Origin of the sequence: Halotalea alkalilenta DSM 17697, assembly GCF_000621205.1 — a bacterium.
Taxonomy (GTDB): Bacteria; Pseudomonadota; Gammaproteobacteria; order Pseudomonadales; family Halomonadaceae; genus Halotalea; species Halotalea alkalilenta.
The window spans coordinates 90,502-115,079 of record NZ_JHYY01000023.1; the positions used below are offsets into that span (position 1 = coordinate 90,502).

The following is a 24,578-nucleotide window of genomic DNA, read 5'->3' on the forward strand; positions in this document are numbered from 1 at the left end:
AGTGACTCCTTCAGGTGCCGCCGAGCCGTATCGCCAGCACCAGGTAGATGAGGATTTCAGCGCCCTGCTGGGTGGCTCCCAGGGTATCGCCGGTGAAACCGCCGATGCGACGCTTGAACCACTCGCGCAGCAGCGCGAGCAGCGCGGCCAGCGCCAACAGCAGCAGCAAGGTCGAGAAGAACCCACTCAACAGCAGCGCGAAGAGTACTCCGCTGCCGATGAGCAGGCAGAGATCGAAGCGCGATTGCGCGGTGCTGAGCGCGACCACCTTGCTTCGCTCGAGGCGCGCATAGGGCAGCAGCGAAATCATCGAGGTGGCCGCTATTCGGCTCAGCGAAGCACCGAGGATCAAGCCGACAGCGATCGCTCCCGGCTCGGCCGCCAGCGTGACCAGCAGGCCAAGACGCAGCGAGAAAGCGCAGACCAGCGCCAGCGCCCCATAGCTGCCCAGGCGTGAGTCTTTCATGATCTCCAGGCGGCGTTCGGCGGTCCATCCACCACCGATGCCATCGGCGGTATCGGCAAGCCCGTCCTCGTGCAATCCTCCGGTGAGGATGATCAACGCAGTCAGGGTCGCCGTCGCTGCCACCCAGGTCGGTAAAACATTCGAGATAACGGTATAAAAAAGAGTAGCGAGCAGGCCCAGCAGTAGTCCCACCAAGCCGAAGTAGCGACGACAGCTCGCCATCTGGCCCTCGTCGACCCGCCCGCATGGCACCGGCAGCCGAGTGAGGAAGCCGACCGCAAGGCCGAACAGGCGCGCTTCTTCAGCACCGCGTCGGCGAATGCCAGCGAGGTTCATACCTTGACGCCCGCTTCCTCGAAGCTGGCCATCTCATCGTAGAACGCCAGTGCCGCGCGCATGAGCGGCAGCGCAAGCGCCCCCCCCGCCCCCTCGCCGATCCGCAAGCCAAGCTGCATCAATGGTTTGGCTTCGAGCCACTCGAGCAGCAGCGCGTGGCCCTTCTCGCTCGAGCAGTGGGCGAACAGCAGGTAGTCCCGCACCGCCGGCACCAGCGCACAGGCCAGGAGCGCCGCGACACAGGAGACGAAGCCATCGAGCAGCACCGGTACGGCCCTCTCGGAGGCACCGATCAGCGCGCCAGCCATGGTGACGATCTCGAAGCCCCCCAGGCGCGCCGCCAGCTCGAGCGGATCGCCTCCCGCCGGCCCCTGGTGCAGCGCCAGCGCGCGAACCACCAGCTGCTTCTTGCGCAGCAGGGTGCGAAGATCGACCCCGGTACCGCGACCGACGCAGGACTCCACGGCGAACCCCGTCAGCGCAGCCATCAGCGCGGCTGCGGCGGTGGTATTGCCGATCCCCATCTCGCCCACGCAAAGCAGATCCATCCCCCGCTCGGCCCGCTCCAGGGCCAGCCGCCGGCCATTGTCGAGCCCGAGCAAGGCCTGCTCGCGGGTCATCGCCGCCGCCTGGTGCAGCGCCTGGGTACCCTCGCCGAGCCGCCGCTCGACCAAGCCCTCACTGGGCGGCAGCGCGGCAAGGATGCCGCAGTCGACCACCTCGAGCGCCATCCCGACCTGCCGGCAAAAGACATTGACCGAGGCGCCACCGGCCAGGAAGTTGCCGACCATCTGCCTGGTCACCGCGCTCGAAGTGATCGATACCCCTTCGCTCGCGATACCGTGGTCGGCGGCGAATACCAGCATCCTCGGTGCGACCAGCCGCTCGGCGGTAGTGACACCGCGCAGCTCGGCCAGCGCCACCAGCCGCTGGGCCAGCTCCTCGAGCGTACCTAGCGCGCCGAGCGGCTTGGTCTTGGCGTCGATGCGGGCCTGGATCGCCTCGAGCCGGACAGCGGGCAGCCGCGCCGCCAGCGGTGCGACCAAGGAGGCGGAGATGGCGGAAGACGAAAGCTCGCAGGTCATAGGGCGTGCCCGGGGTGGGGAAAGGCGGATGAACATAGCAATCGCGCCCGGTCAGCTCAAGCCCGATTGACGCGCTCCGACGCCCCACCCTAGGATAGGTCCGATCCAAGGTGCCTCGCCTGGAAGCTGGCGAGGATAATCGGGAAAGCGATGTGAATTCGCTGCTGTCCCCGCAACGGTGATCGAGTGCCCCATGCGAAGCCACTGTCGAGCGTCAGGCCGACGGGAAGGCGCATGGTGCGGGTGAGCCATCTCACCGCCTCGTCAGCCCGGAGACCGGCCTTGGGACGATATCCATGCTCTGCCATGCGCACGGGACGATGCGCGGCGCGCCGAGAAGCATTCCTCGCTACGATCGTACGGCGCATCGCCCTGCGTTCGAAGCCACTCGCCGCCCGCCTGTCGCCCCTCCCGCCGTGTCGGAGCGATCACCCAACCGTCGCTTCGCGCGCCGGGCCGATCGCGAGCAATGTCCGATGAGCGATGCCACCGCCCCAGCCGAACCCACACCTGGCTTTCCGTTCGTCGCGGTAGTCGGCCAGGAGATGCTCAAACGCGCCCTGCTGCTCGCCACCGTCGAACCGCGGCTCGGTGGCGTGCTGATCCAAGGCCCGCGCGGGGTGGCGAAGTCGACCCTCGCCCGCGGGCTCGCCGATCTGCTGCCCTCCTCCACTGCCCGCTTCGTCGACCTGCCGCTCGGCGCCAGCGCGGAGCGGCTGACCGGTTCGCTCGATCTCGAGCGTGCGCTGCGTGACCGCGCGCTGGCCTTCCAGCCCGGGCTGTTCGCCGCCGCCGATGGCGGCGTGCTCTACATCGACGAGGTCAACCTGCTCGACGACGCACTGGTCGATCTGCTCCTCGACGTCGCCGCCTCCAACGTCAACCGGGTCGAACGCGACGGGCTCAGCCACGCCCACTCCGCGCGCTTCGTACTGATCGGGACGATGAACCCCGAAGAAGGCGCGCTGCGCCCGCAGCTCTGCGACCGCTTCGGGCTGTCGGTGGCCATGGAGGCGTACACCGGGGTCGAGGCACGGATCGACATCGTCCGCGCCCGCCTCGCCTTCGAGGCCGACCCAGAAGCCTTCATCGCCCGCCACGCCGCTGCCACCCGCGCGCTCAAACAGCGCCTGCTCGAGGCGCGCGCGAGGCTGTCCGATGTCACCATCGCACCAGGGCTCGAGCGGCTGATCGCCGAGCGCTGCATCGCGGCCCAGGTCGACGGGCTGCGCGCCGACATCGCCTGGCAGCGCGCCGCACGCGCCCAGGCGGCGCTTTCGCATCGGCTCGAGGTCGCCCTGGAGGATATCGATGCGGTCGAGCCGCTGGTGCTCGACCACCGCCTCGACGAGGCCTCCGCGCCACCACCGGCTTCGACGCCACCCTCCACCCCCGTGCCGGGCGGCGGGAGAAGCGCAAGCTCGCTGCTCCCCGCAAGCGCGGGTCACAACTCGGGAACGCGCGCCGCGCCGCGCGGCGATGGCGAAGGCTGTAGCGCCCAGCGTCATCTTCAACCAGAGCGAGGCGATATCCGCTTGCCTGCGCCCACCGCGCCATCGCGACCGCATTCCTACCGCGGCGCGAAGCGAAGCACTGCTGCCTCTGCGCGCGGGCCGGTCGACTGGTTCGCCACCTTGAGCATGGCGGCCAATCGCGGCCCGGGGCCGCTGCGCGCCCTGGCCCGCCGTGCGCCGGCCGCGCAGGCGCCGGTTCAGACCCTGGTGCTGCTCGATCTTTCCGCCTCGACGCTCTCCCATCGTGCGCTCGATGCAGCCGCCGGCCGGGTACTCGGGATCGCGAGGCGCAGCCGCCGCTTGCGCCAGCGCTTCGCCGTGCTCGGCTTCGGCGCCGGACGCCTCGACTGGATCTGCGACGCTCGTCGCGCGCCGGGCGATCTCGCTCAGCGCCTCGCACGGTGCCAAGCCAGGGGCGGCACCCCGCTGATCGCAGCACTCGCCGAGGGGCGGCGGATGCTCGACCAGCGACGCCGCCGCCTGCCAGGTGTCGAGCTCGACACCTGGCTGATCGGCGACGGACGCTGCCGCGAGGATTTCTCCACCCAGCGCCGATGGCCGGGCCGGCTGCGGGTGATCGACAGCGAGCGCGGCCGGGTGCTTCTCGGCCGCGCCAGAACCCTGGCCGAAGTGCTCGGCGGCGACTACCAAAGGCTCGATGAAGGCCGTGACGACCGAGGAGCAAGGCAATGAGCGACGACCAATCGGCTCAACAAGCCCACCGAACCAGGATGGCGGCGAAGAAGCGGGTGGTCGACGAACGCATCGCCCGCGCCCAGGAGAGCAGGGGCGTGCTCATCCTGCTCAAGGGCAATGGCAAGGGTAAGAGCAGCTCCGCCTTCGGTACCCTCGCCCGCGCGCTCGGCCACGGCCAGCGCGGCGGAGTGATCCAGTTCATCAAGGGGCGACGCGAAACCGGAGAGCATCTGTTCTTCCGTGACCATCCGCGGGTCGATTTCCACGTCATGGGCCACGGCTTCAGCTGGGAGACCCAGGACCTGGCCCGCGACCGGGAAGCCGCCGAAGCGGCTTGGGAGCTCGCCGAGCGGATGCTGGTAGATCCGGGCTACCAGATCCTGGTGTTCGACGAACTCTCCTACATGCTCAAGTACGGCCACCTCGATGCTCGACGGGTCGCGGCCGCGCTGAGCGGGCGCCCGCGCGAGCAGAACGTGATCATCACCGGACGCACCATGGCCAACGCGCTGACCGAGATCGCCGACACGATCAGCGCGGTCGCCGACGAGCGTCATGCGTTCCGTCTCGGGGTCAAGGCCCAGCCGGGGATCGAGTACTGATGGCTAAACCGATGGGTCCTTTGGGCAAAGAGCCCTGCTGCCCGGCACTGTTCATCTCGGCGTTCGCCTCGGGCCAAGGCAAGACCACGGTGACCGCTGCGCTGGCGCGGCTGCATCGCCAGCGCGGACGCCGAGTGCGGGTATTCAAGACCGGCCCCGACTATCTGGATCCCTTGATTCTCGAACGCGCCGCCGGCAACCCGGTCGAACCGCTGGATCTATGGATGACCGGCGAGGCACGCTGTCGAGAAGCGCTGCACCTGGCGGCCGGCAGCGCCGATCTGATTCTGATCGAGGGTGCGATGGGGCTTTTCGACGGCACGCCCTCGAGCGCGGACCTCGCGATCGCGCTGGGCATTCCGGTGGTGGCGGTGATCAACGCACGCGGCATGGCCCAGAGCGTCGCCGCCATCGCCCATGGCCTCGCCCATTTTCGCCCGGAGTTGAAGCTCGCCGGAGTCGTCGCCAACCAGCTCGGCAGCGACCGCCACCGCGCGCTGATCGAGCAGGCGCTGCCGCCCGAGACGCCGCTGCTCGCGGCGCTGCCGCGTAATGAAGCGCTGGCGCTGCCCGGCCGACATCTGGGCCTCGTGCCGCCGGACGAGCAGCCCGATCTCGAACGAATCATCGCTGCGGCGGCAGGCGCCATGGCCGATAGCCGCCTCGCTGAGCTGCCCACGCCGATTTCCTTCCCCGCGCCCGAGGCACTGCCAGCCGCGCAGCGCTTGCTCGAAGGCGTGCGCATCGCGATCGCCCGCGACCAAGCGTTCAGCTTCGTCTATCCCGCCAACCTGCGCTTGCTCGAAGCGATGGGCGCAAGGCTTGCGTTCTTCTCACCGCTCGTCGATGGCGCCCTGCCCAAGGCCGATGCGCTGTGGCTACCCGGCGGCTACCCCGAACTGCACGCCGAGCGGCTGGCGGCCAATACTCAGATGGCAGCGGCGCTGCGCGCCTTCCATGCCGAGGACAAGCCGATCCTCGCCGAGTGCGGCGGGATGCTCTACCTGCTCGACAGCCTGCGCGATCTCGACGGGCGCACGCACCGGATGGCGGGCCTGCTGCCGGGACGCGGCGAGATGCGCGACCGCTCCGGCTGCCAAGGCATGCAGAGCGCACCGCTGCCTGAGGGCGAGATCCGCGGTCATGCCCACCACCGCTCGCGCAGCTACGACATGCCGGCACCGATCGCTCACGGCATCCGCCCGAGCCATCCAGCGCCGGGCGAGGCGATCTATCGCCAAGGCAGGCTGACCGCGAGCTACCTGCATCTTTACTTCGCCTCCAATCCGCAGGCGATCGGCACGCTGTTCGCCCCGTCATGACCGGCACGCGCTATGCCCTCGGCGTCGGCTTTCGACGTCACTGCGAAATCGACGAGCTGGTGCGGCTGGTCGAAGCCGGGCTCGGCGCGGCGGGTCTGGAATCGCAAGCGATCACTTGGCTTGCGAGCATCGACGCCAAGCGCGGCGCGAGCCAGCTCGATGCGCTGGCGGCGCGCTTCGGCTGGAATGTCGAACTTTGGCCGGCCGAGCGGCTGGCGGCGACCCCCGGGGTGCACCAGCATTCACGCCTCGCCTCGCGGCTGCTCGGCAGTCCAAGCGTCGCCGAAGCGGCGGCACTGGCCTCGCTGTCAGAGCGTGGCCTGGAGTCCCCGTCGCTGAGGCTGGCAACGCAGCGCTCCCCGGCAGCCACGGTGGCGATCGCCGAAGCGTGCGGCTAGGCGCCTTCGCGCAGCGCGTGCAGCTTGAACCAGGCGACCAGCAGGGCGACCAACAGCAGTACGGCGATGAAACCGGCGACGCCCGGCCATCCGGCGAGGTGCCAGAAGAAACCACCGCTGGTGCCGGCGAGCGAGGAGCCGAGGTAGTAGCTGAACAGATAGAGCGAGGAGGCCTGAGCGCGCGCTACCGGTGCGCGCTTGCCTACCCAGCTGGAGGCGGTGGAATGAGCGGCGAAGAAACCGAAGGTGAACAGCAGCACACCGGCGAACACCACCACGATCGGCGTCCACAGGGTCAGTGCAAGCCCTGCCAGCATCAGGGCGACGAACCACCAGAACACCCGAGGCCGGCCGAGCCGGTCGGCCAGCGCCCCGCCCCAGGCGGAACTGTAGATGCCGGAGAGATAGACCACCGAGATCAGCCCGACCACGCTCTGGCTGTAGCCGTAGGGTGCGCCGAGCAAGCGGTAGCCAAGGTAGTTGAACAGGGTGACGAAGCCGCCCATCAGCAGGAACGCCTGGAGGAACAGCCACGGCAGCCCAGGGTCGCGGAAGTGACGGACGAAGCCATCCTGCAGGGTGCGCAGGTCGAGGCGACGGGGAGAGAAGTTGCGCGAAGGCGGCAGCATGCGAATGAAGGCAAGCGCGCTGACCAGCGATACGCCGCCGAGCACCATCAGGGTGGCACGCCAGGAGATGAAATCGACCAGCACGCCGCTGATCAGTCGCCCGCTCATCCCACCGATCGCGTTACCGCCGATGTAGAGCCCCATCGATACCCCGAGGGCGCGTGGCGAAACCTCCTCGCCCAAGTAGGTCATCGCCACCGCGGCGAGTCCGGCGAGCGACAGCCCGACCAGCGCACGCATCGCCAGTACCCCGCCCCAGCTCGGCATCAGCGCGCCGAGCAGGGTGAACAGCGCGGCGGCGAGCAGCGACACCGACATCACCTGCTTGCGCCCCACCGCGTCCGAGATCGGCCCGGTGACCAGCAGGCCCAGCGCCAGGGTCGCGGTGGAGACCGACAGGACCAGGCTCGAACGCGCCGCATCGATGGCGAAGGCATCCGACAGCACCGGCATCAGCGGCTGCACGCAGTAGAGCAGCGCGAAAGTGGCGAAACCGGCGGAGAACAGCGCCAGCATGGTGCTCCGGTAAGCGCGGGTGCCACGTTCGATGTAGCGCGGCTCGACCAGCGCACCGAACTCGTCTTCGAGCCGTCGCTCGGCCTGTGCCTGGATAGAGGGAGAAGCTGGTGGACGTTTGGAACCACGGCGCTTGGAGCGCGAAGCGGGCGGCAAGGGAACTCCTCTCATCAGCGGCAACAGCGGCAGCAGCGGTCGCTCACCGACATAGTTAAATTTGGGTTAACCATACGCCGATCGGCGGTGCCCGATCAATTCACTCGCCAAGGATAGCCACATGCCCCATACCCCGAACCTCGCCAAGATTCCCGCTACCGTCGTCACCGGCTTTCTCGGCAGCGGCAAGACCACCCTGCTCTCCGGGCTGCTCAAACGCGCTCAGGGCAAGCGCATCGCGGTGATCGTCAATGAGTTCGGCGAACTGGACGTCGACGCCGAGCTGCTGCGCGGCTGCGCACTGGAGGACTGCGCCGCCGAGGAGCGAGCGGGTCGCGGTGGCATCTACGAGCTCGCCAACGGCTGCATCTGTTGCACCGTCGAGGAAGAGTTCCTGCCGGTGATGCTCGAGCTGGTCGAGCGTCGCGACGAAATCGACCACATCCTGATCGAGACCTCGGGGCTAGCGCTGCCCAAGCCGTTGGTCCAGGCCTTCAACTGGCCCGAGATCAAGCGCTCGTGCACCGTCGATGCGGTGATCACGGTAGTCGATGGCCCCGCCTTCGCTGCGGGTCGCGTGGCGGACTCCGAGCAGCGGGTCGAGGCCCAGCGCCTGGCGGATACGAGCCTCGATCATGACCCGACCCTCGCCGAGCTGCTCGACGACCAGCTCGGTGCGGCCGATCTGGTGGTGGTGAGCAAGAGCGACCTGCTCGACGAGCGCGCGCGTGCGCGCGTGGCCGATGGCCTCGCCGCGCGGCTGCCGGCCAGCGTCAAGACGCTGTTCCTCGCCCACGGTGAGTGCGACCCGATGACGCTCACCGGGCTTGGGCTCGAAGCAGAGGCGCGGATCGAGCGGCTTCACACCCATCACGATCATCATCACGCCGAGGGCCATGAGCACCATCACGCCCACGACGACTTCGACGGCCTGGTGATCGAGCTGGGCCGGGTAGACTCCGAGCGGCTGGAGTCGCTGCTCGCCGAGCTGATCGGCGCGCATGCGATCTACCGGGTCAAAGGCTTCGTCGACAACGGCAAGCCGATGCGCCAGGTCGTCCATGCCGTCGGCGATCGCCTGCAGCGCCATTTCGACCGCCCCTGGCGCGAGCAGGAGCAGCGTGCCACCCGACTGGTGGTGATCGGTCGCGAACTCGACCGCGAGGCGATCGAACGCCACCTCGCCCCCGCCGCGGCTTGACGAGGCCAACATGCATCTTTTCGCCGCCCAGCCAGGGGGATTCAGCGACGACGAGGGGATCGTCGATCTCGACCAGCGCCCCGCGCGTCTGGTGATCCTCTCCGCCGCCGACAGCACCCTGAGCCTGCTCGCGGACACCGCCGACGCGCTGCCGGCCGACTACCCGACGCTGCGCCTGGCCAACTGGCTCAACCTGGTCAAGCCGGCCGCATTCGATCTCTACGTCGACAAGGTGCTGGACGCCCGCTCGGCCGAAGCGCCGCACGGTACCGAGGTGGTGGTGGTGTCGCTGCTCGGTGGCGAGAGCTACTGGCGCTACGGCCTCGAGCGGCTGATCGAGTGGTCGAACCGCCCCGGGCGTCGCCTGATCGTGGTACCCGGGGAGGACTACGAAGACCAGAGCCTGCTCGAAGCAGGCAACGCCGGCACGCAGTGCGCCTATCGGGTCTGGCGCTACCTGCGCGAGGGCGGACGCCTCAACGCCCAGGCGCTCTATGACTTCCTCCGCGCCGAGCTGCTCGAACCCGGCGCCTGCCGCTGGCGCGAACCGCGAGTGCTGCCGCGCGCGCTGCTCTATCATCCTCGACGAGGCGAGGCGACGCTCGAGGAGTGGCAGGCCGAGTGGCGCTCGCGCGGTGTCGCCGAGCGCCCGAGCGTACTGCTGGTGCTCTACCGCAGCCATCTGCAGGCCGCCGACAGCGGGATGTTCGACGCCCTGCTCGAGGTGCTCGACCGGGCCGGGCTCAATACGCTGCCGCTGGCGGTCGCCTCGCTCAAGGAGGCGGGCTGCCTGGAGACGCTCAACCAGCTGCTCGAACGCAGCGGGAGCGCGCTGATCCTCAACGCCACCGGTTTCGCGATCGGCTCGAAGGTCAACGATGCCAGCGCGGTCGAGCCGAGCGAGTACCATTGCCCCTTTTCGCGTCGCGTGCCGGTGCTCCAGCTGGTGCTCGCCAGCACCACGCGCGAGGAGTGGGCGAGTCAGGCCCGCGGGCTGCGCGCGCGAGATCTCGCCATGCAGGTCACCCTGCCCGAGCTCGACGGCCGGATCATCACCCGGGCGGTGGCGTTCAAGAGCCACGCCCAGCGCCACGAGCGCAGCCAGATCGACAGCGTGCGTTTCGTCCTCGATCCCGAGCGGGCGGATTTCGTCGCCCGGCTCGCCGCGGCCTGGATCCGCCTCGCCCAGCTCGACAACGCCGACAAGCGCATCGCCCTGGTGCTGGCCAACTATCCGTCCAGCGATGCACGGATCGGCAACGGCGTCGGTCTCGACACTCCTGCATCGACGATCAACCTGCTGCGCTGGCTCGAGCAGGCGGGCTATGCGATCGAAGGCGCCCCTGGGGACGGCGATGCGCTGCTCGAAGACCTGCGCGCCACGGTGACCAACCAGCTCGACGGCCTCGCCTACCGGCCAAGCAGCGAGAGCCTGCCGCTCGAGCAGTACCTGCGCCATTTCGAGCGTCTGCCGCAGGAGTGCCAGAGCGCGGTGCTGGCACGCTGGGGCGCGCCCTTTGAGGATCCTCGCTTTCGCGCCGAAGGCGCGAGCGGGCGCTTCACGATCAGCGGCCGGCGATTCGGCGCCGTGTTCGTTGGCGTGCAGCCGGCGCGCGGCTTCGACATCGACCAGCAGGCGCTCTACCACGATCCCGACCTGGTGCCGCCCCACGGCTACCTGGCGTTCTACTTCTGGCTGCGCGAGCGCTTCCGGGCCGATGCGGTGGTCCACGTCGGCAAGCACGGCAACCTCGAGTGGCTGCCCGGCAAGGGCGGGGCGCTCTCGAACGCCTGCTGGCCGGAGATCGCTCTCGGCCCAACGCCCCACGTCTATCCGTTCATCGTCAACGATCCCGGCGAAGGCGCCCAGGCCAAGCGGCGCGCCCAGGCGGTGATCATCGATCACCTGATGCCGCCGATGGCCCGCGCCGAGACCTATGGCGAGCTGGCCGAACTGGAGGAACTCGCCGATGAGTACTACCAGGCGCTGGGAGTCGATCCGCGCCGTGAGGCAAGGCTCAAGACGCTGATCGCGGCCAAGGTGCGCGAGACCCACCTGGCCGAGGAGCTGGGCCTCGATGCCGGGGGCGACGACCAGGCGCTGCTCGAGGAGCTCGACGCCTACCTGTGCGAGATCAAGGAGGCTTCGATCCGCAACGGCCTGCACGTGCTCGGCGAACTGCCGGCGCGCGCGCAGCTGGTCGAGACGCTGGTCGCGCTGCTACGCCTGCCGCGCGGTGCTCAGGCTGCCGAATGCGGATTGCTCCACGCGCTGGCCAGGGATCTCGGCCTGCCCGAAGACTACGATCCGCTGGCCCCGGCCAAGGGACTCTGGCAGGGACCGCGCCCCGCCGCCCTCAGCGCGGCGGTGGCCTCGCCATGGCTCACCACCGGTGACACCCGCGAGCGTCTGGAGGCGCTGGCGCGAAAATGGGTCGACACCCTTCTCGAAGCAGGCGGCGAGGACGCCCGCGAGGCACTGGCGGCGCTGCCCAGGACTCGCGCGGTGCTCGACTTCGCCCGCGCCTCGCTGCTGCCGGCGCTCGAGCGCAGCGCGACCAACGAACGCGCTGCGCTGCTCGAGGCCCTGGCCGGACGCTTCGTCGATCCTGGGCCGAGCGGTGCACCGACCCGCGGGCGCCTCGACGTACTGCCCACCGGGCGCAACTTCTACGCCGTCGACAGCCGCGCGATCCCGTCGAAGACCGCTTGGGCGCTGGGCCAGCAGGCGGCCGATGCGCTGATCGAGCGCTACCTGCAGGAGCACGGCGACTATCCACGCAGCCTCGGCCTCTCGGTATGGGGCACCGCGACGATGCGTACCGGCGGTGACGACATCGCCCAGGCGATGGCGCTGATCGGGATCGAGCCGGTGTGGGCGGCGGGCAGCCAGCGGCTGATCGACTTTCGGATCATCCCGGCCTTCCAGCTCGGCCGCCCGAGGGTCGACGTCACGCTCAGGGTCTCGGGACTGTTCCGCGATGCCTTCCCCAACGTCATCGCCCTGTTCGACGCCGCGGTACGCAAGCTCGCCGAATACCAGGAGCCGGGCGATGGCAATTCGATCCGGGCGGCGGTCGAAACCCGCGCCGCCGAACTCGAGCGCCAGGGCGAATCACCTCCGACGGCATGGCGTCGGGCCAGCTATCGCATCTTCGGCGCCATGCCGGGCGCCTACGGCGCGGGAATTCAGGGACTGCTCGATAGCGGCGGCTGGGAGCGCGAGCGCGACCTCGGCGGCGCCTACGTCCAATGGGGCGGCTACGCCTACGGCCAGGGCCTCGACGGCGCAAGCGACGGCCGCGCCGACTTCGAGGCGTTCGAGACCCGGCTCGCCGGGCTGGACGCGATCCTGCACAACCAGGACAACCGCGAGCATGACCTGCTCGACTCCGGCGACTACGCCCAGTTCCAGGGCGGCATGGCAGCGGCGGCGAACGCCCTTCAGGGCCGCCGACCGGCGCTCTACTTCGGCGACCATGCCGATCCGGCACGGCCCCGGGTACGAGCGCTGAAGGAGGAGTTGAACCGAGTGGTGCGCGCACGGCTGCTCAACCCGAAATGGCAGGCAGCGATGCGCCGGCACGGCTACAAGGGCGCGTTCGAGATGGCCGCCAGCGTCGACTACCTGTTCGGCTTCGACGCCACCACCGGGATCGTCGACGACTACCAGTACGACCTGGTCCAGGACTCGCTGCTCGAACAGCCGCTCAACCGCGAATTCTTCGCCAGCCACAACCCCCAGGCCGGCCGGGAGATCGGCGAGCGCCTGCTGGAAGCGGCGCAGCGCGGGATGTGGCAGGCCGAACCGTCGCGCCGCGAGCGGCTGGAAGCGATGCTGCTCGAGATCGACGACAGCGAGGAGCGCATGGATTGAGCCCAGTCCGTTCCTCATTGGCCGGCTGCCTGCGCTAGACTGGAGTTGCAAAAAATTACCGACGCCCACCGCGGAGAGTTCGCCATGTCACGCAAGATTCTCGTCGCCGTCGATCTCGATGCGCCCTTCGCCATCGCCCTGATCGAACACGCCCAGCGCTTCGCCGCAGTAATGGGCGACCGGCTCACCCTGCTCCATGTGGTCGAGCGCGGAGGGCGAATCGCGTTCAGAGGCGCGGTCGCGGAGCTGCCGACCGACCCCGCCACGCTGATCGAAGCCGCCGAGGGCTGGCGTGAGCGGCTCAACGAGCAGCTCGAGACGCCCATCGCCCCAGGACAGCTGCGCCTGCGGGGAGGGACGCTCAACGAGCAGATCGGCGCGGAGATCGAGGAGCAGGGAGTCGAGCTGCTGATTCTCGGCGGCGAGTCGCGCCATACCCTGGCGCTGTTCTTCGACGGCGGCGGTACCGCGCGGCTTGCCCGCCACGCGCCTTGCGACGTGCTGGTGGTGGCGCGGAACAAGCTCGGCATCGAGGACTGAGCACCGCGTGCTTTGCTACCATGAGCGCCCCCGCTCGCCTGGAACCCGCGCCACATGCCCGACACGCCTCGCTTTCGTGCCAGTAGCTTTCGTGCCAGTACCACGCTGATGGTCCAAGGCACTACCTCGGACGCCGGCAAGAGCGCGCTGGTCACTGCGCTGTGCCGGCTCCATGCAAGGCAAGGCCGAAGGGTCGCACCCTTCAAACCGCAGAACATGGCGCTCAACAGCGCGGTGGCCGAAGACGGCGGTGAAATCGGCCGAGCCCAGGCGGTCCAGGCCCAGGCCGCCGGAGTACCGGCGCTGACCGCCTTCAATCCGATTCTGCTCAAGCCCAACTCAGACACCGGCGCCCAGGTGATCGTGCGCGGCCGCGCGATCGGCCACTATCCCGCGCGCGCCTACCAGGCGCTCAAGCCGCGCCTGCTCGAGACCGTGGTCGAGCTGCACGGCGAACTCGAACGCGACTACGACCTGGTGCTGGTGGAGGGTGCCGGTAGTCCTGCGGAGATCAATCTGCGCGCCAACGACATCGCCAACATGGGTTTCGCCGAAGCGGTGGACTGCCCGGTGATCCTGGTCAGCGACATCGACCGCGGCGGCGTATTCGCCCACTTGGTCGGCACCCTGGCGCTGCTGTGCGAAGCCGAGCGCGAGCGCGTCCGCGGTTTCGTGATCAATCGGTTTCGCGGCGACCCCGGGCTGCTCGAACCGGGGCTTGCGTGGCTCGAGGCGCACACCGGCAAGCCGGTGCTGGCGGTGGTGCCCTACCTGGAGGAGTTCCACCTCGAGGCCGAGGACGGACTGTCGCGCGGCGGCGACACCCAGCGCGGCGGGTTCCAGGTGGTGGTGGCGAGCCCACCGCGGATCAGCAACGATACCGACTTCGACCCGCTGCGCCTGCACCCCGGCGTATCGCTGCGCTTCGCCAAGCGCCCCGAGCTGGCGGGGCCCGCCGACCTGCTCATCCTGCCGGGAAGCAAGAACACTCGAGCCGATCTGGCCTGGCTGCGCGCGCGCGGCTGGCAGGGTTACATCGAGCGTCACTTGCGCTATGGCGGCAAGGTGCTCGGAATCTGCGGCGGCTACCAGATGCTCGGCCAGCGGATCGAAGATCCCGGCGGGGTCGAAGGACCGGCAGGCAGCAGCGAGGGGTTCGGACTGCTCGAACACCGCACCCTGCTCACCGCGGACAAGACCCTTCGCCGGGTCGGCGGCCGCAGCCTGCTCGGCGCCGGCGAGGCACGCATCGAGGGTTATGAGATCCACGTCGGCGAGAGCGCGCGGACAGCCGCATCGCTTGCGGCCTTCCAGCTCGACGACGGCCGCCTCGAGGGCCAGCGCTCGGCGGACGATCGAGTGCTCGGCAGCTACCTGCACGGGCTCTTCGACCATCCCGAGGCGCTGGCGGCGCTGCTTGCCTGGGCCGGGCTCGAACGGCCGGAACCTTTCGACTACCGCGTGCAGCGCGAGCATGAGATCGACCGCCTCGCCGATGCGCTGGCCGCATCGCTGCGCCCGGGCTGTCTCGAAGAGCCGCTGCTCGCGCCGCTCTACCGCGCAGCCCAAGCCTAGCCGCAATGCTCAGGACAAGAGGAAATTACCCTGCTGCCCGTTGCCGAGCTCGGAGTCGGCGACGCTATCGTCCTTGAGCGTTACACCCGAGGCGCCGAGCGCGCAGGCTTCGCGCACCAGGTAGGCGAGCAGCTGTGCGGCGGCCTCGAAGCTCTGTCCGCGCGGGCGAATGTTGGAGATGCAGTTGCGTTCGCTGTCGAGCCTGCCGGGGCGCGGGTCCCAGGTGAAGTAGACGCCGAGGCTGTCGGGCGAACTCAAGCCGGGACGCTCGCCGACCAGCACCACGCTCATCCGCGCGCGCAGCGCCGCACCGACCGGGTCGCCCACCGCCACCCTGCCCTGCTCGACCAACGCCGCCGGCCCCGCCCGCAGTCCGAGGTGTTCGAGCTTGGGCAAGGCGACATCGAGAAACGCCAGGGCATGCTCGTGGATCGCCCTGGCAGAGAGCCCGTCCACCACGCAGATCGATAGATCGCATGGCGCCGAATCGAGCGCCGCCAGCTGGGCTTCGGACTCGGCATCCAGGCGACGACCGTAATCGGGCCGGCGCAGGTACTCGCTGCGATCACGCGCCACGCTGTGCAGCCGCAGCGCAAGCGGGAAGCGCTTGGCCAATCCTTCGATCATCCGCTCGGTGTCGAGGGCCAGATGCACTGCGTCACGGGCCTGGGCATGGTCGAGCTGGAACGCGAGCTGGGCGGCGGTCGGCAGACTGCCGCCGGCGCGCCCGAGACCGATGCGCGCGTCGGTATGCTGGCGAAGCCGGCGCCAGGGATTGATGACCACCCCCGGGGAGGAGTGCTCGCTGCCTGATTCGCTCATGCGGGCCGTCCCCTATCGAGGGCGGCCGCGCAGGTATCGTCCAGTACTCGACGGAACCGCGGCGGCAGCTCGTCGGCTACCTTCACGCCTTCGCCATGGACGTAGATGCCGCTCTCCGCCAGCCAGCGCTCGAACTCGGGCGCCGGGCGCAGTCCGAGCACTTCACGCAGGTAGAGCGCATCATGAAACGAGGTGGTCTGATAGTTGAGCATGATGTCGTCCGACCCGGGGATCCCCATGATGTAGTTGCAACCGGCGGCGCCGAGCAGGGTCAGCAGGGTATCCATATCGTCCTGGTCGGCTTCGGCATGGTTGGTGTAGCAAATGTCGCAGCCCATCGGCACGCCGAGCAGCTTGCCGCAGAAGTGATCCTCGAGCCCGGCGCGGATGATCTGCTTGCCATCGAACAGGTACTCGGGGCCGATGAAACCTACCACGGTATTGACCAGCAGCGGCTTGAACTCGCGCGCCACCGCGTAGGCGCGCGCCTCCAGGGTCTGCTGGTCTAGTCCGTGATGGGCATCCGCCGAGAGCGCGCTGCCCTGGCCGGTTTCGAAGTACATCACATTGTCGCCGAGCTCGCCGCGCGAAAGCGAAAGCGCCGCCTCGCGCCCTTCGCGCAGCAGCGCGAGATCGATGCCGAAGCCGCGGTTGGCCGCCTCGCTACCGGCGATCGATTGGAATACCAGGTCGGTCGGCGCGCCGCGCTCGATCGCCGCGATCGCGGTGGTGACGTGGGTAAGTACGCAGCTCTGGGTCGGAATCTCGTAGCGCTGGATGATTTCATCGAGCATCTTGAGCAGAGTGATCACCGCACCGGTGTTGTCGGTCGCCGGGTTGATGCCGATCACCGCATCGCCGCTGGCGTAGAGCAGCCCGTCGAGAATGCTCGCCGCGATCCCGGTCGGATGATCGGTCGGGTGATTGGGCTGCAGCCGGGTCGAGATCCGCCCTTCGAGTCCGATGGTGTTGCGAAAACGGGTCACTACCCGGCATTTGCGCGCCACCAGCACGAGATCCTGGATCCGCATCAGCTTCGATACCGCGGCGACCATCTCGGGGGTGAGGCCAGGGGCAAGCGCCGCCAGGCTCCGAGCGTTCGCCGCCGGCGATAGCAGCCAGTCACGAAACTCGCCGACGCTGAGCCCCGCAACCGGAGCGAAGGCGCCACGGTCATGACGATCGAAGATCAGCCGAGTGACCTCGTCTTCCTCATAGGGAATCAACGGCTGCTCGAGAAAAACGTCGAGCGGCTGCTCGGCCAGCGCCAGCTGGGCGGCGACCCGCTCCTCAGCACTGGCCGCCGCGACACCGGCGAGCTCGTCTCCCGAGCGGCGCGGCGACGCCGCCGCCATCAGCGCACCAAGACGGTCGAAGCGATAACGACGTCCACCGACGTCGATATGATATGCGCCCATCTACTCTCCTACTTGCACGATTGTCATTGTCTGCAATACCAGATTCCGCCGCGCCATTCGCCAAGTCAATCGCCTGGGCGATTCCATACCGGGAGCGAGGGTCTAGTCGAAAGGTCTGAGAAGCCCCAGGAACGGGGCGCTGGGGCTCGTTTCGCGCTGCGCAATGGAGTATACCGGACGAAGCCTCTTCTACCGCCGGGGCACCAAAGAGGCACGACAGAGGCACACCAGTGGCTATCGCGAGGACCGGGACGTGGCTCGGGGAGTGTTGCTCATCATCGCGCTGACTTGCTCGGCATGCACGTCGTTGGATTGGCACCGGCCCAACTCCACCCACCAGGATCTGGCCGGAGACCAGGCCGACTGCCAGGCTTTCGTCGACTCAGGGCTGAGGCGCGCGAGCCTGGACAACGAGTTCGGTCTGGGACTGAGCTTTTCGACCCGAGGCATCGGCACTCGCTTCTATACCAACCCAGGCGATTCAAGCGTCGACAACTGCCTCAACCAGATGGGCTGGACGCTCGCACCGCGCTGAGCGGTGCGAGACGCAGCTACGCCGCGGGCGTCGACTGGATCAGACACTGCTGGACCCGATCGGCGGTGGCGGAAAGCGCCTGGTACACCGCGGTCGGGACCTCGCGCTCCCAGGCACCGAGCGGTCGATAGTCGCTGACATCGTCGCTGCGCGTGGCGGCGAGACCGAGCTGGTCGAAGAAATAGTAGTTGCTGTCACCCAAAGTCTGCAGTTCCAGCCGGTAGGCCAAAGTCTGCTCCCCGACCTCACCCCAACCGCTGATCCGCTGGGTCTGCGGCTCATCGCGCATGCTTCCTTCCGTGGCCACCGCCTGACCGGGCTGCGAAGGCAGGGCCGCGGCGCTCTGGTCACGATTGGTATGCTGCACGTTACTGGCAAGGCAAGCCGCGACCTGGGGCTCCTCGACCGAGACCAAATCCCGACGCATGCTGATCGAGCCGATCACATTGCCTTGATCCGTGTTCACCACGTTGACACCTTGGGCGCTCTCCACCTCACGCGACATCACATTGTGCGAGCTCGCACAGCCCGAGAGCGTTGCCATGACGGCCAAACCACCTGCCAGCAGCGTTTTCTTCATCGCGAAATCCAGTTCGATTGATCGAGCGTAAAAAACAATGATCACTATAAGCCAAACTTCCCCCCTGCGTCGCAAATCGGTGATGCGCGGTAAGCGACGCGGCACCGCCGCCAGATCGACGCACCGCTAGGCAGCTCCCTGGTGGAGTGCGACAATCCACAATCTGCCGCAGCTCACCGGGCACGATCGCCTGGGACCTGCGTCCACGCATGGCATAGCAAGGAACTCCGATGATTGGCTCCGAACTTCTCAACGATTACCGCCGTTGGCAGCGCTTCCAGGAACAGGACCGCCTGGGCCGCGAGCACGGTGCTGCGGTGCGCAAGCTGGAAGGGTCCGGGGCGATGGCCAGCAAGCTGGCCGAGGCCTATCGCAGCATGGCCGGCCGCGCCGCCGCCGAGGGCGCCTGCTATCGCACCCTGTTCGAGCGTGAGCAGGAGGATGGCAGCACGCTGGCCTGCGAGGGATGGCTGTTCGTCCGCCGGGTGATCAGCGAGGGGGGCACCACCCGTGTGCGCGCGACGATGCTCGAGAGCTTCACCCTGGAGCATGGCCGGATCCCGCCGGGGGAGCGTCCAGCCTATTCGATCACCCTCGAGCTGTTCGATCAGATATCGATCCAGCGCGGCATGGCGATGAGCAGCCGGGTGGATCGCCAGGACGCAGCCGGCGACATCCGCTTCGTCACCTTCGTCGATGCGGTACAGAACTACAAAGCGCACATGCAGGCCTGAAGCGCCGATGCGTCCTCGGCTCCGAGGACGCCTCTCCTGCGCCCGGGACGATCGCGCCCGGGCCGCCCACTCCCGCACTAGATCTAACGTCGGGGGCGAACATCGATGCTCAAACGTTGGATTGACCCTCGACCAAGCCTATACTCGGCCAGGAGAGCTTATTCAAAACTGAATAACATTCAATCCGACAGCTTCCTCCCGAGGCATCGCCCACCGGGACCCTAAGGAGCATGCCATGGTCGTTCCCCCCACCGATTACAGCACCCTGCCACTGGTCGGACTCAAGGAGGTATCCCACCTATCGCGCCCTCCCCAGCTCGGCTCCGAGCTGGAACTGGACATGCATAGTCCAGCCACTTCGCTGATGACCGACTTCGCCCAGACTCGCGCCCAGACCATCTACTCGGGGTCGCGCGCCAAGCTCGCGTTGACGACGATGAAGAACAGCGACGTACACATGCTGGTGGTGCTCAATGACAACGGCGTATTCGTCGGCATCCTCACCGCGCGCATCCTGGTCGGAGGGCGCTGGTTGACCGTGGCGGCGCAGAGCTACGGAGTGCCCTACAGCGACGTCACGGTCGAGATGATCATGATCAAGCGCGACGAGCTTCGGGCGATTCCGTATCGACGGCTCCGCCAGGCCAACCTGGGCGATGTTGTGCAGACGCTGCGGGATTCCGGCGAGCGCCATATCTTGATCCTCGACGACGAGAGCGCTGACGCCCCCGCCATACGCGGGGTGATCTCGGCACGAGACGTCAGCGCCGCACTGGGCGTCGACCTCGAGCACCCTCCCGAGGCGCACAGCTTCTCGGCGATCCGCTCGGTGGTGCTCGGCCACGATCTCTGACACAGGGTGACCGCTTGCCCCGATGGTCGGTGACCTTCGGGGCGGGTGCCTGTCGGTCGTGTCCGCCCCGGTCATGCACCTCATCCTCTGATCAATTTCACCAGCAGAGCCGCCAGCGCGAACACCCCTGCCAGCGACCCGAGCAGCATAAAGTATGCGCCATCCGACAGGAACCTGGTCCGGCGTGACTTCCTGACCGGGAATCTTGGATCATGCCGGGCGGACTTGGAGGCGCCGAGGAAACGTCGCTGCATAGAACGATTGAGCCCCGTCCGATCATCCAACATGCCCGCCCCCTCCCGCTTGATGAAGCTCCGCAACCGTATTCCTGGCACGAACGTCTCGTACCCGGCGGGCCGGCCGAGCCAGCTTGCGCGCGAATCGTCATGGACCGCCGATGATACGGACTGCCGGCGTCATTCTACCTTGGCCGCTTATCCATTAGTCGCGAAAAGTGGCTGATCGGTGGATGAAAAGATACCTTGATTCAACTCGGGACGAAGTGATGCAACCCAGTGGGGAGAAGCCACTTCCAGTCGCTCCGGCAAACACTAAGATAACGGTATAAAAGCGAATGCGACCGGGAACGAACCACCGCAGGGCGATCGAAACCGCACGATCAATCGTCGGGCAGCTGGGGAGCCTCCTGCAGCCCGTAGAGCGCGGCGTGACGCTGCTGGCGGTACTCTTCGAGCAGCTGTTCGTAGCGCCTCGGCAGATCGACATCGGTACGGCGGACGATGAATATCTCTTCATAGACCGGGTGGCTCAGCGCCACCTCCCTGACCTGCCGCTGCCAAGGCGAGGTCTCCAGCACCGAGCGGGATACCACGGTGAAGCCGAGCCCGCGCGCGACCGCGTCGAGCACCTGCCCCACTTCGCTGACCACGCCCTTGTTGGGGAAGTGGCTCATCGAGCGGAATTCAGAGGCAAAGTTGCCACGCAGCAGGCGGGCCGCGTTGGCGACGCCGTTGGAATAGTTGATGAAGCCGAGCGCGAGCAGCTCGCTGAAGTCCGCGCCGCGAAAATCGGCCGGCACCACCAGGCAGAGCGGCTCATGGTGCCAGAGCTCGAACTCGAGATCGGTATCCGCATGGCGCGGCGTTTCGGTCACCAAGCCAAGATCATAGCGACCGGCGAGCAGGTCCTTCACGATTTCCGTGCTATAGGCGAAGGTGTAGTTGACCGTGAGCTCTGGATGCAGCTGCTGGTAGCCGAGGGTGAAGGGGTAGAACATCAGCCCGACGCTCGCGGGGCTCGCGATCCGGCATTCGCCGCTATGGACCGACTCATCGTCCAACGCATGGCGGAACTTCTCGTGCTCGGCGAACAGGCGCAGCGCGTAGTCGTAGGCCCGCCGCCCCGCCTCGGTGAGGGTGAAGCGGCGCCCCTGGCGGCGCAGCAGGGTTTTGCCGAGATAGGCTTCGAGCTTGCGCACGTGCTGACTGACGCCCGGCTGGGTCATCTCCAGCGTACGGGCGGTGAGCGTGAAGCTGCCGGTCTCGACCAGCGTGATGAAGGTGCGAAAATAGAGAGCGTTGAACATGGGTAGGGTCGACATGTACCCGATCTGGAGAAGTGCTTAAATCATATCAGATTTTTCACCGTCCAGGCCCGGCCCGCCAAGCTCGCATGTTAGGCTTGGGAAGCGGGAGGCCGGAGGCGAGGCCCGCTGGAGATGACTTCGATGAGGATGGAGCGGTATGCCTGACCCTTTCGCCCTGCGCGGCGACCAGATCAAGAACGTCCTGCTCGGCATGGAGCGCGAGGCCGAGGAAAGCGATCTGTTTTCGCTCGGCTACATGATTCCCCAGGTAGAGCTGGTATTGGAAATGGCCGACTACGATCCCGACGGGGTCGATGCGGAGGATTTCGACGCCAGCTACTGGCAGTGGCTGGAACACACCTTCGCCCAGGATGCGATGAGCGACGGCGACCGAGAACAGATCGCAAGCCTCTGGCGCCAAGCTCTCTCCCTGGCGTGAACGCCACCCTCGCCGCCAAGGCCAACCAGGAATCGACCATGCACAACTCCGCGGTAGACACGAACTCAAGCGTAGAGACCTTCTCCACCATCATCTCCCCCGAGGGCAGCCTCGAGGTACTGTCGCAGATGGAGGTCCAGTATCTGCGTGACTCTTCCACCCAGGGGGTGCACGACGTGCTGCGCCAATGCGCGCTGGCGATCCTCAACGCGGGCGCGGTCACCGACGACGCGCGCAGCGTGCTCGAACGCTACCCGGGGTTCGACATCGAAGTGCTGCAGGAGGACCGCGGGGTCAGGCTCAAGATCGACAACGCACCGGCGCACGCCTTCGTCGATGGCAAGATGATCCGCGGCATTCGCGAGCAGCTCTCGGCGGTACTGCGCGATCTCGCCTACTCGCGCGCCACCCAGGAGATGATGCGCCGCGGCGCATCGGGTCTCGGCGGCGAGCAGCTCAGCGAGAGCGAGACGATCACCAACGGGATCTTCGAGCTGCTGCGCAATGCCCGGCTGTTCAAGCCCTCGGTCGAGCCGCGTCTGGTGGTCTGCTGGGGCGGTCACTCGATCTCGAGGATCGAGTACGACTACAGCAAGGCGGTGGGTTACCAGCTCGGCCTGCGGATGATGGACATCTGCACCGGCTGCGGCCCCGGGGCGATGAAGGGACCGATGAAGGGCGCCAACGTCGCCCACGCCAAGCAGCGCTACCGCGAGAGCCGCTACCTGGGCATCTCGGAGCCCGGGATCATCGCCGCCGAATCGCCCAACCCGATCGTCAATGAACTGATGATCATGCCCGACATCGAAAAGCGCCTGGAAGCCTTCGTGCGCGTCGGTCATGCGATCATCGTCTTCCCCGGCGGCGTCGGCACCGCCGAGGAGATCCTCTACCTGCTCGGCATCCTGCTTCACCCGGACAACCAGGATCTCCCCTTCCCGGTGATCTTCACCGGCCCCGCGTCCAGTGCCGAGTACTTCGCGCGTATCGATGAGTTCATCGCAGCGACCCTGGGCGAAAAGGCGCGCAATCGCTATAGGATCATCATCGACGACCCCCACGAAGTCGCGATGCAGGTGAAAAACGGTATCGCCGAAGTCACCAATTTCCGCCGCGAACAGAAAGATGCGTTCTACTTCAATTGGCGGCTCAAGGTGCCCGACGACTTTCAGCAGCCGTTCATCCCCACCCACAAGGCGATGGCCGAGCTTGCTTTGCATCGCAACCAGAGCGTCTCGGCGCTCGCCGCCAACCTTCGCCGCGCTTTTTCCGGCATCGTCGCGGGCAACGTCAAGGCGCAGGGCATCGAGGCGATCGAGCGGCATGGCCCTTTCCGCCTGACCGCGGAACCCTGGCTGATGAAGCACCTGGACGCGCTGCTCGAGTCTTTCGTCGCTCAGCAGCGGATGAAACTCCCGGGCAGCGAGTACGTGCCCTGCTACACACTGGGGTGATTCGCCGCGCCGCCATCGCGGCGCGGCCACCCCCGCGCCGGGCGGGCCGACCGCGCTAGAGCTGCTCGATCCAGCGCTCGGCCCAGGCTATGGCTTCCTCGTCGGGATGGAGCACTTCCATCGCATCGATCTCCAGGCGCTCTCCCAGCCGCTGCGCGCCGTACTCGGCCAGCAGTCCGTCCAGCCGACGCCCGGCGCCGCAGAAGGTCGGGTAGCTGCTGTCGCCCATCGCGATCAATCCATAACGCAGGCCTTGCAGCGCCGCGCCGCGCTCATCCAAGGCCTGGACGAACGGGACGAAGTTGCCGGGAAAATCACCGCTACCGGTGGTGCTGATGCAGAAAAGCGCCAGATCCGGCAGCGGATCGGTCAGCGCCTCGAGCACCGGCTGGTCGAAAATGGTGACTTCGAAACCCGCCTCGCGCAGCAGTGGCGCGATCTCCTCGGCGACGTCCAGCGCACCGCCGAAGACGGTGGCGACGAAGATTCTGGCAGTCGGCATGCAACTCCTCCATTGATCAGACCACGCGCAGAGCACGCGAACGCCGGCATGCTAGCACAGCGATCGGCGCACGATCTCGCCGGCACGGGTGGCGTTGCGCGAAGACTTTTATTAGTCTTAATGGAATGACACTGCATCGGGGATTCCAACATGCTTTCCGGCCTTTCCATCGGTCATCTGCTGGTCACCCTCGCCGTGATCCTCCTGGTATTCGGCACCAGCAGGCTGCGCTCGGCTGGCAGCGATATCGGTACGGCGATAAAAGCGTTCAGGAGTGCCGTGAAGGACGACGACGAGGCACCCGGCAGCGCCGATGCACCACGCAAGCCAGACCAGCAATAGGCCCGCTCCCCAACCTCAGCGGCTAACGCCAGGCAAGACGAAGACGCCCGCTTCAAAGGAAAGACGCCCGCTTCAAAGGAAGCGGGCGTCTTCGTTGGCGGTGAGCGGAGGATCACTCCTGCGTCCGACCTGCAGCCGCAGCGTGCAGCTCCACCTGGCTCTTGAGCTTCTGCCCCGGGCGGAAGGTCACTACCCTTCGCGCGGAGATCGGGATCTCCTCGCCGGTTTTCGGATTCCGCCCGGGTCGCTCGCGCTTGTCACGCAGGTCGAAGTTGCCGAACCCGGACAGCTTTACCTGCTCGTTTTCTCGCAGGCAGCCACGAATCTCGTCGAAGAACGTCTCCACCAGCATCTTGGAGTCCCTCTTCGACAGGTTCAGCGACACGTTCAGGTGCTCGGCTAGCTCCGCCTTGGTCAAAGCGCTCATCGCGATCTTCCTC

General features: G+C 67.3%; 23 protein-coding genes and 1 riboswitch. Of the genes, 14 read left to right on the forward strand and 9 right to left on the reverse strand.

Annotated features, from left to right (window positions below; all coding sequences use genetic code 11):
• Nucleotides 1-10 precede the first annotated feature (10 nt).
• Together cobS and cobT are read right to left on the reverse strand one after the other, a co-directional pair.
• Entirely contained in the window at nucleotides 11-802 is a 792-nt protein-coding gene (gene cobS, locus Q376_RS0104080; protein WP_043446136.1) for an adenosylcobinamide-GDP ribazoletransferase, read from the reverse strand.
• Nucleotides 799-1,887 carry a nicotinate-nucleotide--dimethylbenzimidazole phosphoribosyltransferase gene (gene cobT, locus Q376_RS0104085; protein WP_043446139.1) on the reverse strand — a complete coding sequence of 363 codons (1,089 nt, stop codon included), beginning with the start codon at nucleotides 1,885-1,887 and terminating at the stop codon, nucleotides 799-801. The genes cobS and cobT overlap by 4 nt, the downstream gene beginning before the upstream one ends.
• Before the next feature lie 91 nt (nucleotides 1,888-1,978).
• A riboswitch (cobalamin riboswitch) is annotated at nucleotides 1,979-2,186 on the forward strand.
• A gap of 177 nt (nucleotides 2,187-2,363) precedes the next feature.
• On the opposite strand from cobT, the gene Q376_RS0104095 reads away from it, so the two are divergent.
• The 4 genes from Q376_RS0104095 to Q376_RS21390 are packed head-to-tail and all read left to right on the forward strand — an operon-like array spanning nucleotide 2,364 to nucleotide 6,419.
• Nucleotides 2,364-4,094 carry an AAA family ATPase gene (locus tag Q376_RS0104095; protein WP_027349231.1) on the forward strand — a complete coding sequence of 577 codons (1,731 nt, stop codon included), beginning with the start codon at nucleotides 2,364-2,366 and terminating at the stop codon, nucleotides 4,092-4,094.
• Entirely contained in the window at nucleotides 4,091-4,699 is a 609-nt protein-coding gene (cobO, locus tag Q376_RS0104100; protein WP_027349232.1) for a cob(I)yrinic acid a,c-diamide adenosyltransferase, read from the forward strand. The genes Q376_RS0104095 and cobO overlap by 4 nt, the downstream gene beginning before the upstream one ends.
• Nucleotides 4,699-6,021 (forward strand): cobyrinic acid a,c-diamide synthase CobB, encoded by a 1,323-nt coding sequence (locus Q376_RS21385; protein WP_245598903.1) that lies wholly within the window; start codon nucleotides 4,699-4,701, stop codon nucleotides 6,019-6,021. Before cobO ends, Q376_RS21385 begins: the two co-directional genes overlap by 1 nt.
• The gene (locus Q376_RS21390; protein ID WP_043446144.1) at nucleotides 6,018-6,419 is read left to right on the forward strand and encodes a cobalamin biosynthesis protein; all 402 of its coding nucleotides are present in this window, start codon (nucleotides 6,018-6,020) and stop codon (nucleotides 6,417-6,419) included. Before Q376_RS21385 ends, Q376_RS21390 begins: the two co-directional genes overlap by 4 nt.
• Here the strand turns inward: Q376_RS21390 and Q376_RS0104115 are convergent.
• Nucleotides 6,416-7,720 carry an MFS transporter gene (locus tag Q376_RS0104115; RefSeq protein WP_245598904.1) on the reverse strand — a complete coding sequence of 435 codons (1,305 nt, stop codon included), beginning with the start codon at nucleotides 7,718-7,720 and terminating at the stop codon, nucleotides 6,416-6,418. The two genes, Q376_RS21390 and Q376_RS0104115, sit on opposite strands and share 4 nt — an antisense overlap.
• A gap of 121 nt (nucleotides 7,721-7,841) precedes the next feature.
• Here Q376_RS0104115 and cobW point away from each other — a divergent pair, with 121 nt between their 5' ends.
• The 4 genes from cobW to Q376_RS21395 all read left to right on the forward strand — a co-directional run bounded on the left by cobW (nucleotide 7,842) and on the right by Q376_RS21395 (nucleotide 14,913).
• Complete coding sequence (cobW, locus tag Q376_RS0104120; protein ID WP_027349234.1) at nucleotides 7,842-8,921, forward strand: cobalamin biosynthesis protein CobW; 1,080 nt, start codon at nucleotides 7,842-7,844, stop codon at nucleotides 8,919-8,921.
• A gap of 10 nt (nucleotides 8,922-8,931) precedes the next feature.
• Nucleotides 8,932-12,798: a cobaltochelatase subunit CobN gene (gene cobN / locus Q376_RS0104125; protein ID WP_027349235.1), complete on the forward strand. Its 3,867-nt coding sequence runs from the start codon at nucleotides 8,932-8,934 to the stop codon at nucleotides 12,796-12,798.
• Between the two features lie 84 nt (nucleotides 12,799-12,882).
• On the forward strand, nucleotides 12,883-13,338 hold the full coding sequence (locus tag Q376_RS0104130) for a universal stress protein (RefSeq protein WP_027349236.1): 456 nt from the start codon (nucleotides 12,883-12,885) through the stop codon (nucleotides 13,336-13,338).
• A 54-nt stretch (nucleotides 13,339-13,392) separates the two neighbouring features.
• On the forward strand, nucleotides 13,393-14,913 hold the full coding sequence (locus Q376_RS21395; protein ID WP_052364939.1) for a cobyric acid synthase: 1,521 nt from the start codon (nucleotides 13,393-13,395) through the stop codon (nucleotides 14,911-14,913).
• A 9-nt stretch (nucleotides 14,914-14,922) separates the two neighbouring features.
• Here the strand turns inward: Q376_RS21395 and eutC are convergent, their stop codons facing one another.
• Both eutC and Q376_RS21400 read right to left on the reverse strand, forming a co-directional pair.
• A complete protein-coding gene (eutC, locus tag Q376_RS0104140; RefSeq protein ID WP_052364940.1) occupies nucleotides 14,923-15,735 on the reverse strand; it encodes an ethanolamine ammonia-lyase subunit EutC in 813 nt (270 codons plus the stop codon).
• Nucleotides 15,732-17,153, reverse strand: a complete 1,422-nt coding sequence (locus Q376_RS21400) for an ethanolamine ammonia-lyase subunit EutB (RefSeq protein WP_052364941.1) — start codon at nucleotides 17,151-17,153, stop codon at nucleotides 15,732-15,734. Before Q376_RS21400 ends, eutC begins: the two co-directional genes overlap by 4 nt.
• Before the next feature lie 253 nt (nucleotides 17,154-17,406).
• Here Q376_RS21400 and Q376_RS0104150 point away from each other — a divergent pair, with 253 nt between their 5' ends.
• A complete protein-coding gene (locus tag Q376_RS0104150) occupies nucleotides 17,407-17,688 on the forward strand; it encodes a hypothetical protein (protein WP_155834140.1) in 282 nt (93 codons plus the stop codon).
• A 16-nt stretch (nucleotides 17,689-17,704) separates the two neighbouring features.
• On the opposite strand, the gene Q376_RS0104155 is transcribed toward Q376_RS0104150, so the two are convergent.
• Nucleotides 17,705-18,268, reverse strand: coding sequence for a hypothetical protein (locus Q376_RS0104155; protein ID WP_027349239.1), 564 nt, complete (start codon nucleotides 18,266-18,268; stop codon nucleotides 17,705-17,707).
• A 230-nt stretch (nucleotides 18,269-18,498) separates the two neighbouring features.
• Here Q376_RS0104155 and Q376_RS0104160 point away from each other — a divergent pair, with 230 nt between their 5' ends.
• Nucleotides 18,499-19,002 (forward strand): hypothetical protein, encoded by a 504-nt coding sequence (locus tag Q376_RS0104160; RefSeq protein WP_027349240.1) that lies wholly within the window; start codon nucleotides 18,499-18,501, stop codon nucleotides 19,000-19,002.
• 235 nt (nucleotides 19,003-19,237) lie between these two features.
• Entirely contained in the window at nucleotides 19,238-19,855 is a 618-nt protein-coding gene (locus Q376_RS0104165) for a CBS domain-containing protein (RefSeq protein ID WP_027349241.1), read from the forward strand.
• Nucleotides 19,856-20,474: 619 nt separating this feature from the next.
• On the opposite strand, the gene Q376_RS0104175 is transcribed toward Q376_RS0104165, so the two are convergent.
• A complete protein-coding gene (locus Q376_RS0104175) occupies nucleotides 20,475-21,401 on the reverse strand; it encodes a LysR family transcriptional regulator (protein WP_027349243.1) in 927 nt (308 codons plus the stop codon).
• Between the two features lie 157 nt (nucleotides 21,402-21,558).
• Here Q376_RS0104175 and Q376_RS0104180 point away from each other — a divergent pair, with 157 nt between their 5' ends.
• Both Q376_RS0104180 and ppnN read left to right on the forward strand, forming a co-directional pair.
• The gene (locus Q376_RS0104180) at nucleotides 21,559-21,840 is read left to right on the forward strand and encodes a hypothetical protein (RefSeq protein ID WP_027349244.1); all 282 of its coding nucleotides are present in this window, start codon (nucleotides 21,559-21,561) and stop codon (nucleotides 21,838-21,840) included.
• Between the two features lie 38 nt (nucleotides 21,841-21,878).
• Complete coding sequence (ppnN, locus tag Q376_RS0104185) at nucleotides 21,879-23,294, forward strand: nucleotide 5'-monophosphate nucleosidase PpnN (RefSeq protein ID WP_052364951.1); 1,416 nt, start codon at nucleotides 21,879-21,881, stop codon at nucleotides 23,292-23,294.
• 55 nt (nucleotides 23,295-23,349) lie between these two features.
• Here ppnN and Q376_RS0104190 read toward each other — a convergent pair whose 3' ends face one another.
• Nucleotides 23,350-23,796: a flavodoxin domain-containing protein gene (locus Q376_RS0104190; RefSeq protein WP_027349246.1), complete on the reverse strand. Its 447-nt coding sequence runs from the start codon at nucleotides 23,794-23,796 to the stop codon at nucleotides 23,350-23,352.
• A 150-nt stretch (nucleotides 23,797-23,946) separates the two neighbouring features.
• Here Q376_RS0104190 and tatA point away from each other — a divergent pair, with 150 nt between their 5' ends.
• Nucleotides 23,947-24,138, forward strand: coding sequence for a twin-arginine translocase TatA/TatE family subunit (gene tatA / locus Q376_RS0104195; RefSeq protein ID WP_043446149.1), 192 nt, complete (start codon nucleotides 23,947-23,949; stop codon nucleotides 24,136-24,138).
• Between the two features lie 112 nt (nucleotides 24,139-24,250).
• On the opposite strand, the gene Q376_RS0104200 is transcribed toward tatA, so the two are convergent.
• Nucleotides 24,251-24,565, reverse strand: a complete 315-nt coding sequence (locus tag Q376_RS0104200; protein WP_027349248.1) for an integration host factor subunit alpha — start codon at nucleotides 24,563-24,565, stop codon at nucleotides 24,251-24,253.
• Between the last annotated feature and the right edge of the window lie 13 nt (nucleotides 24,566-24,578).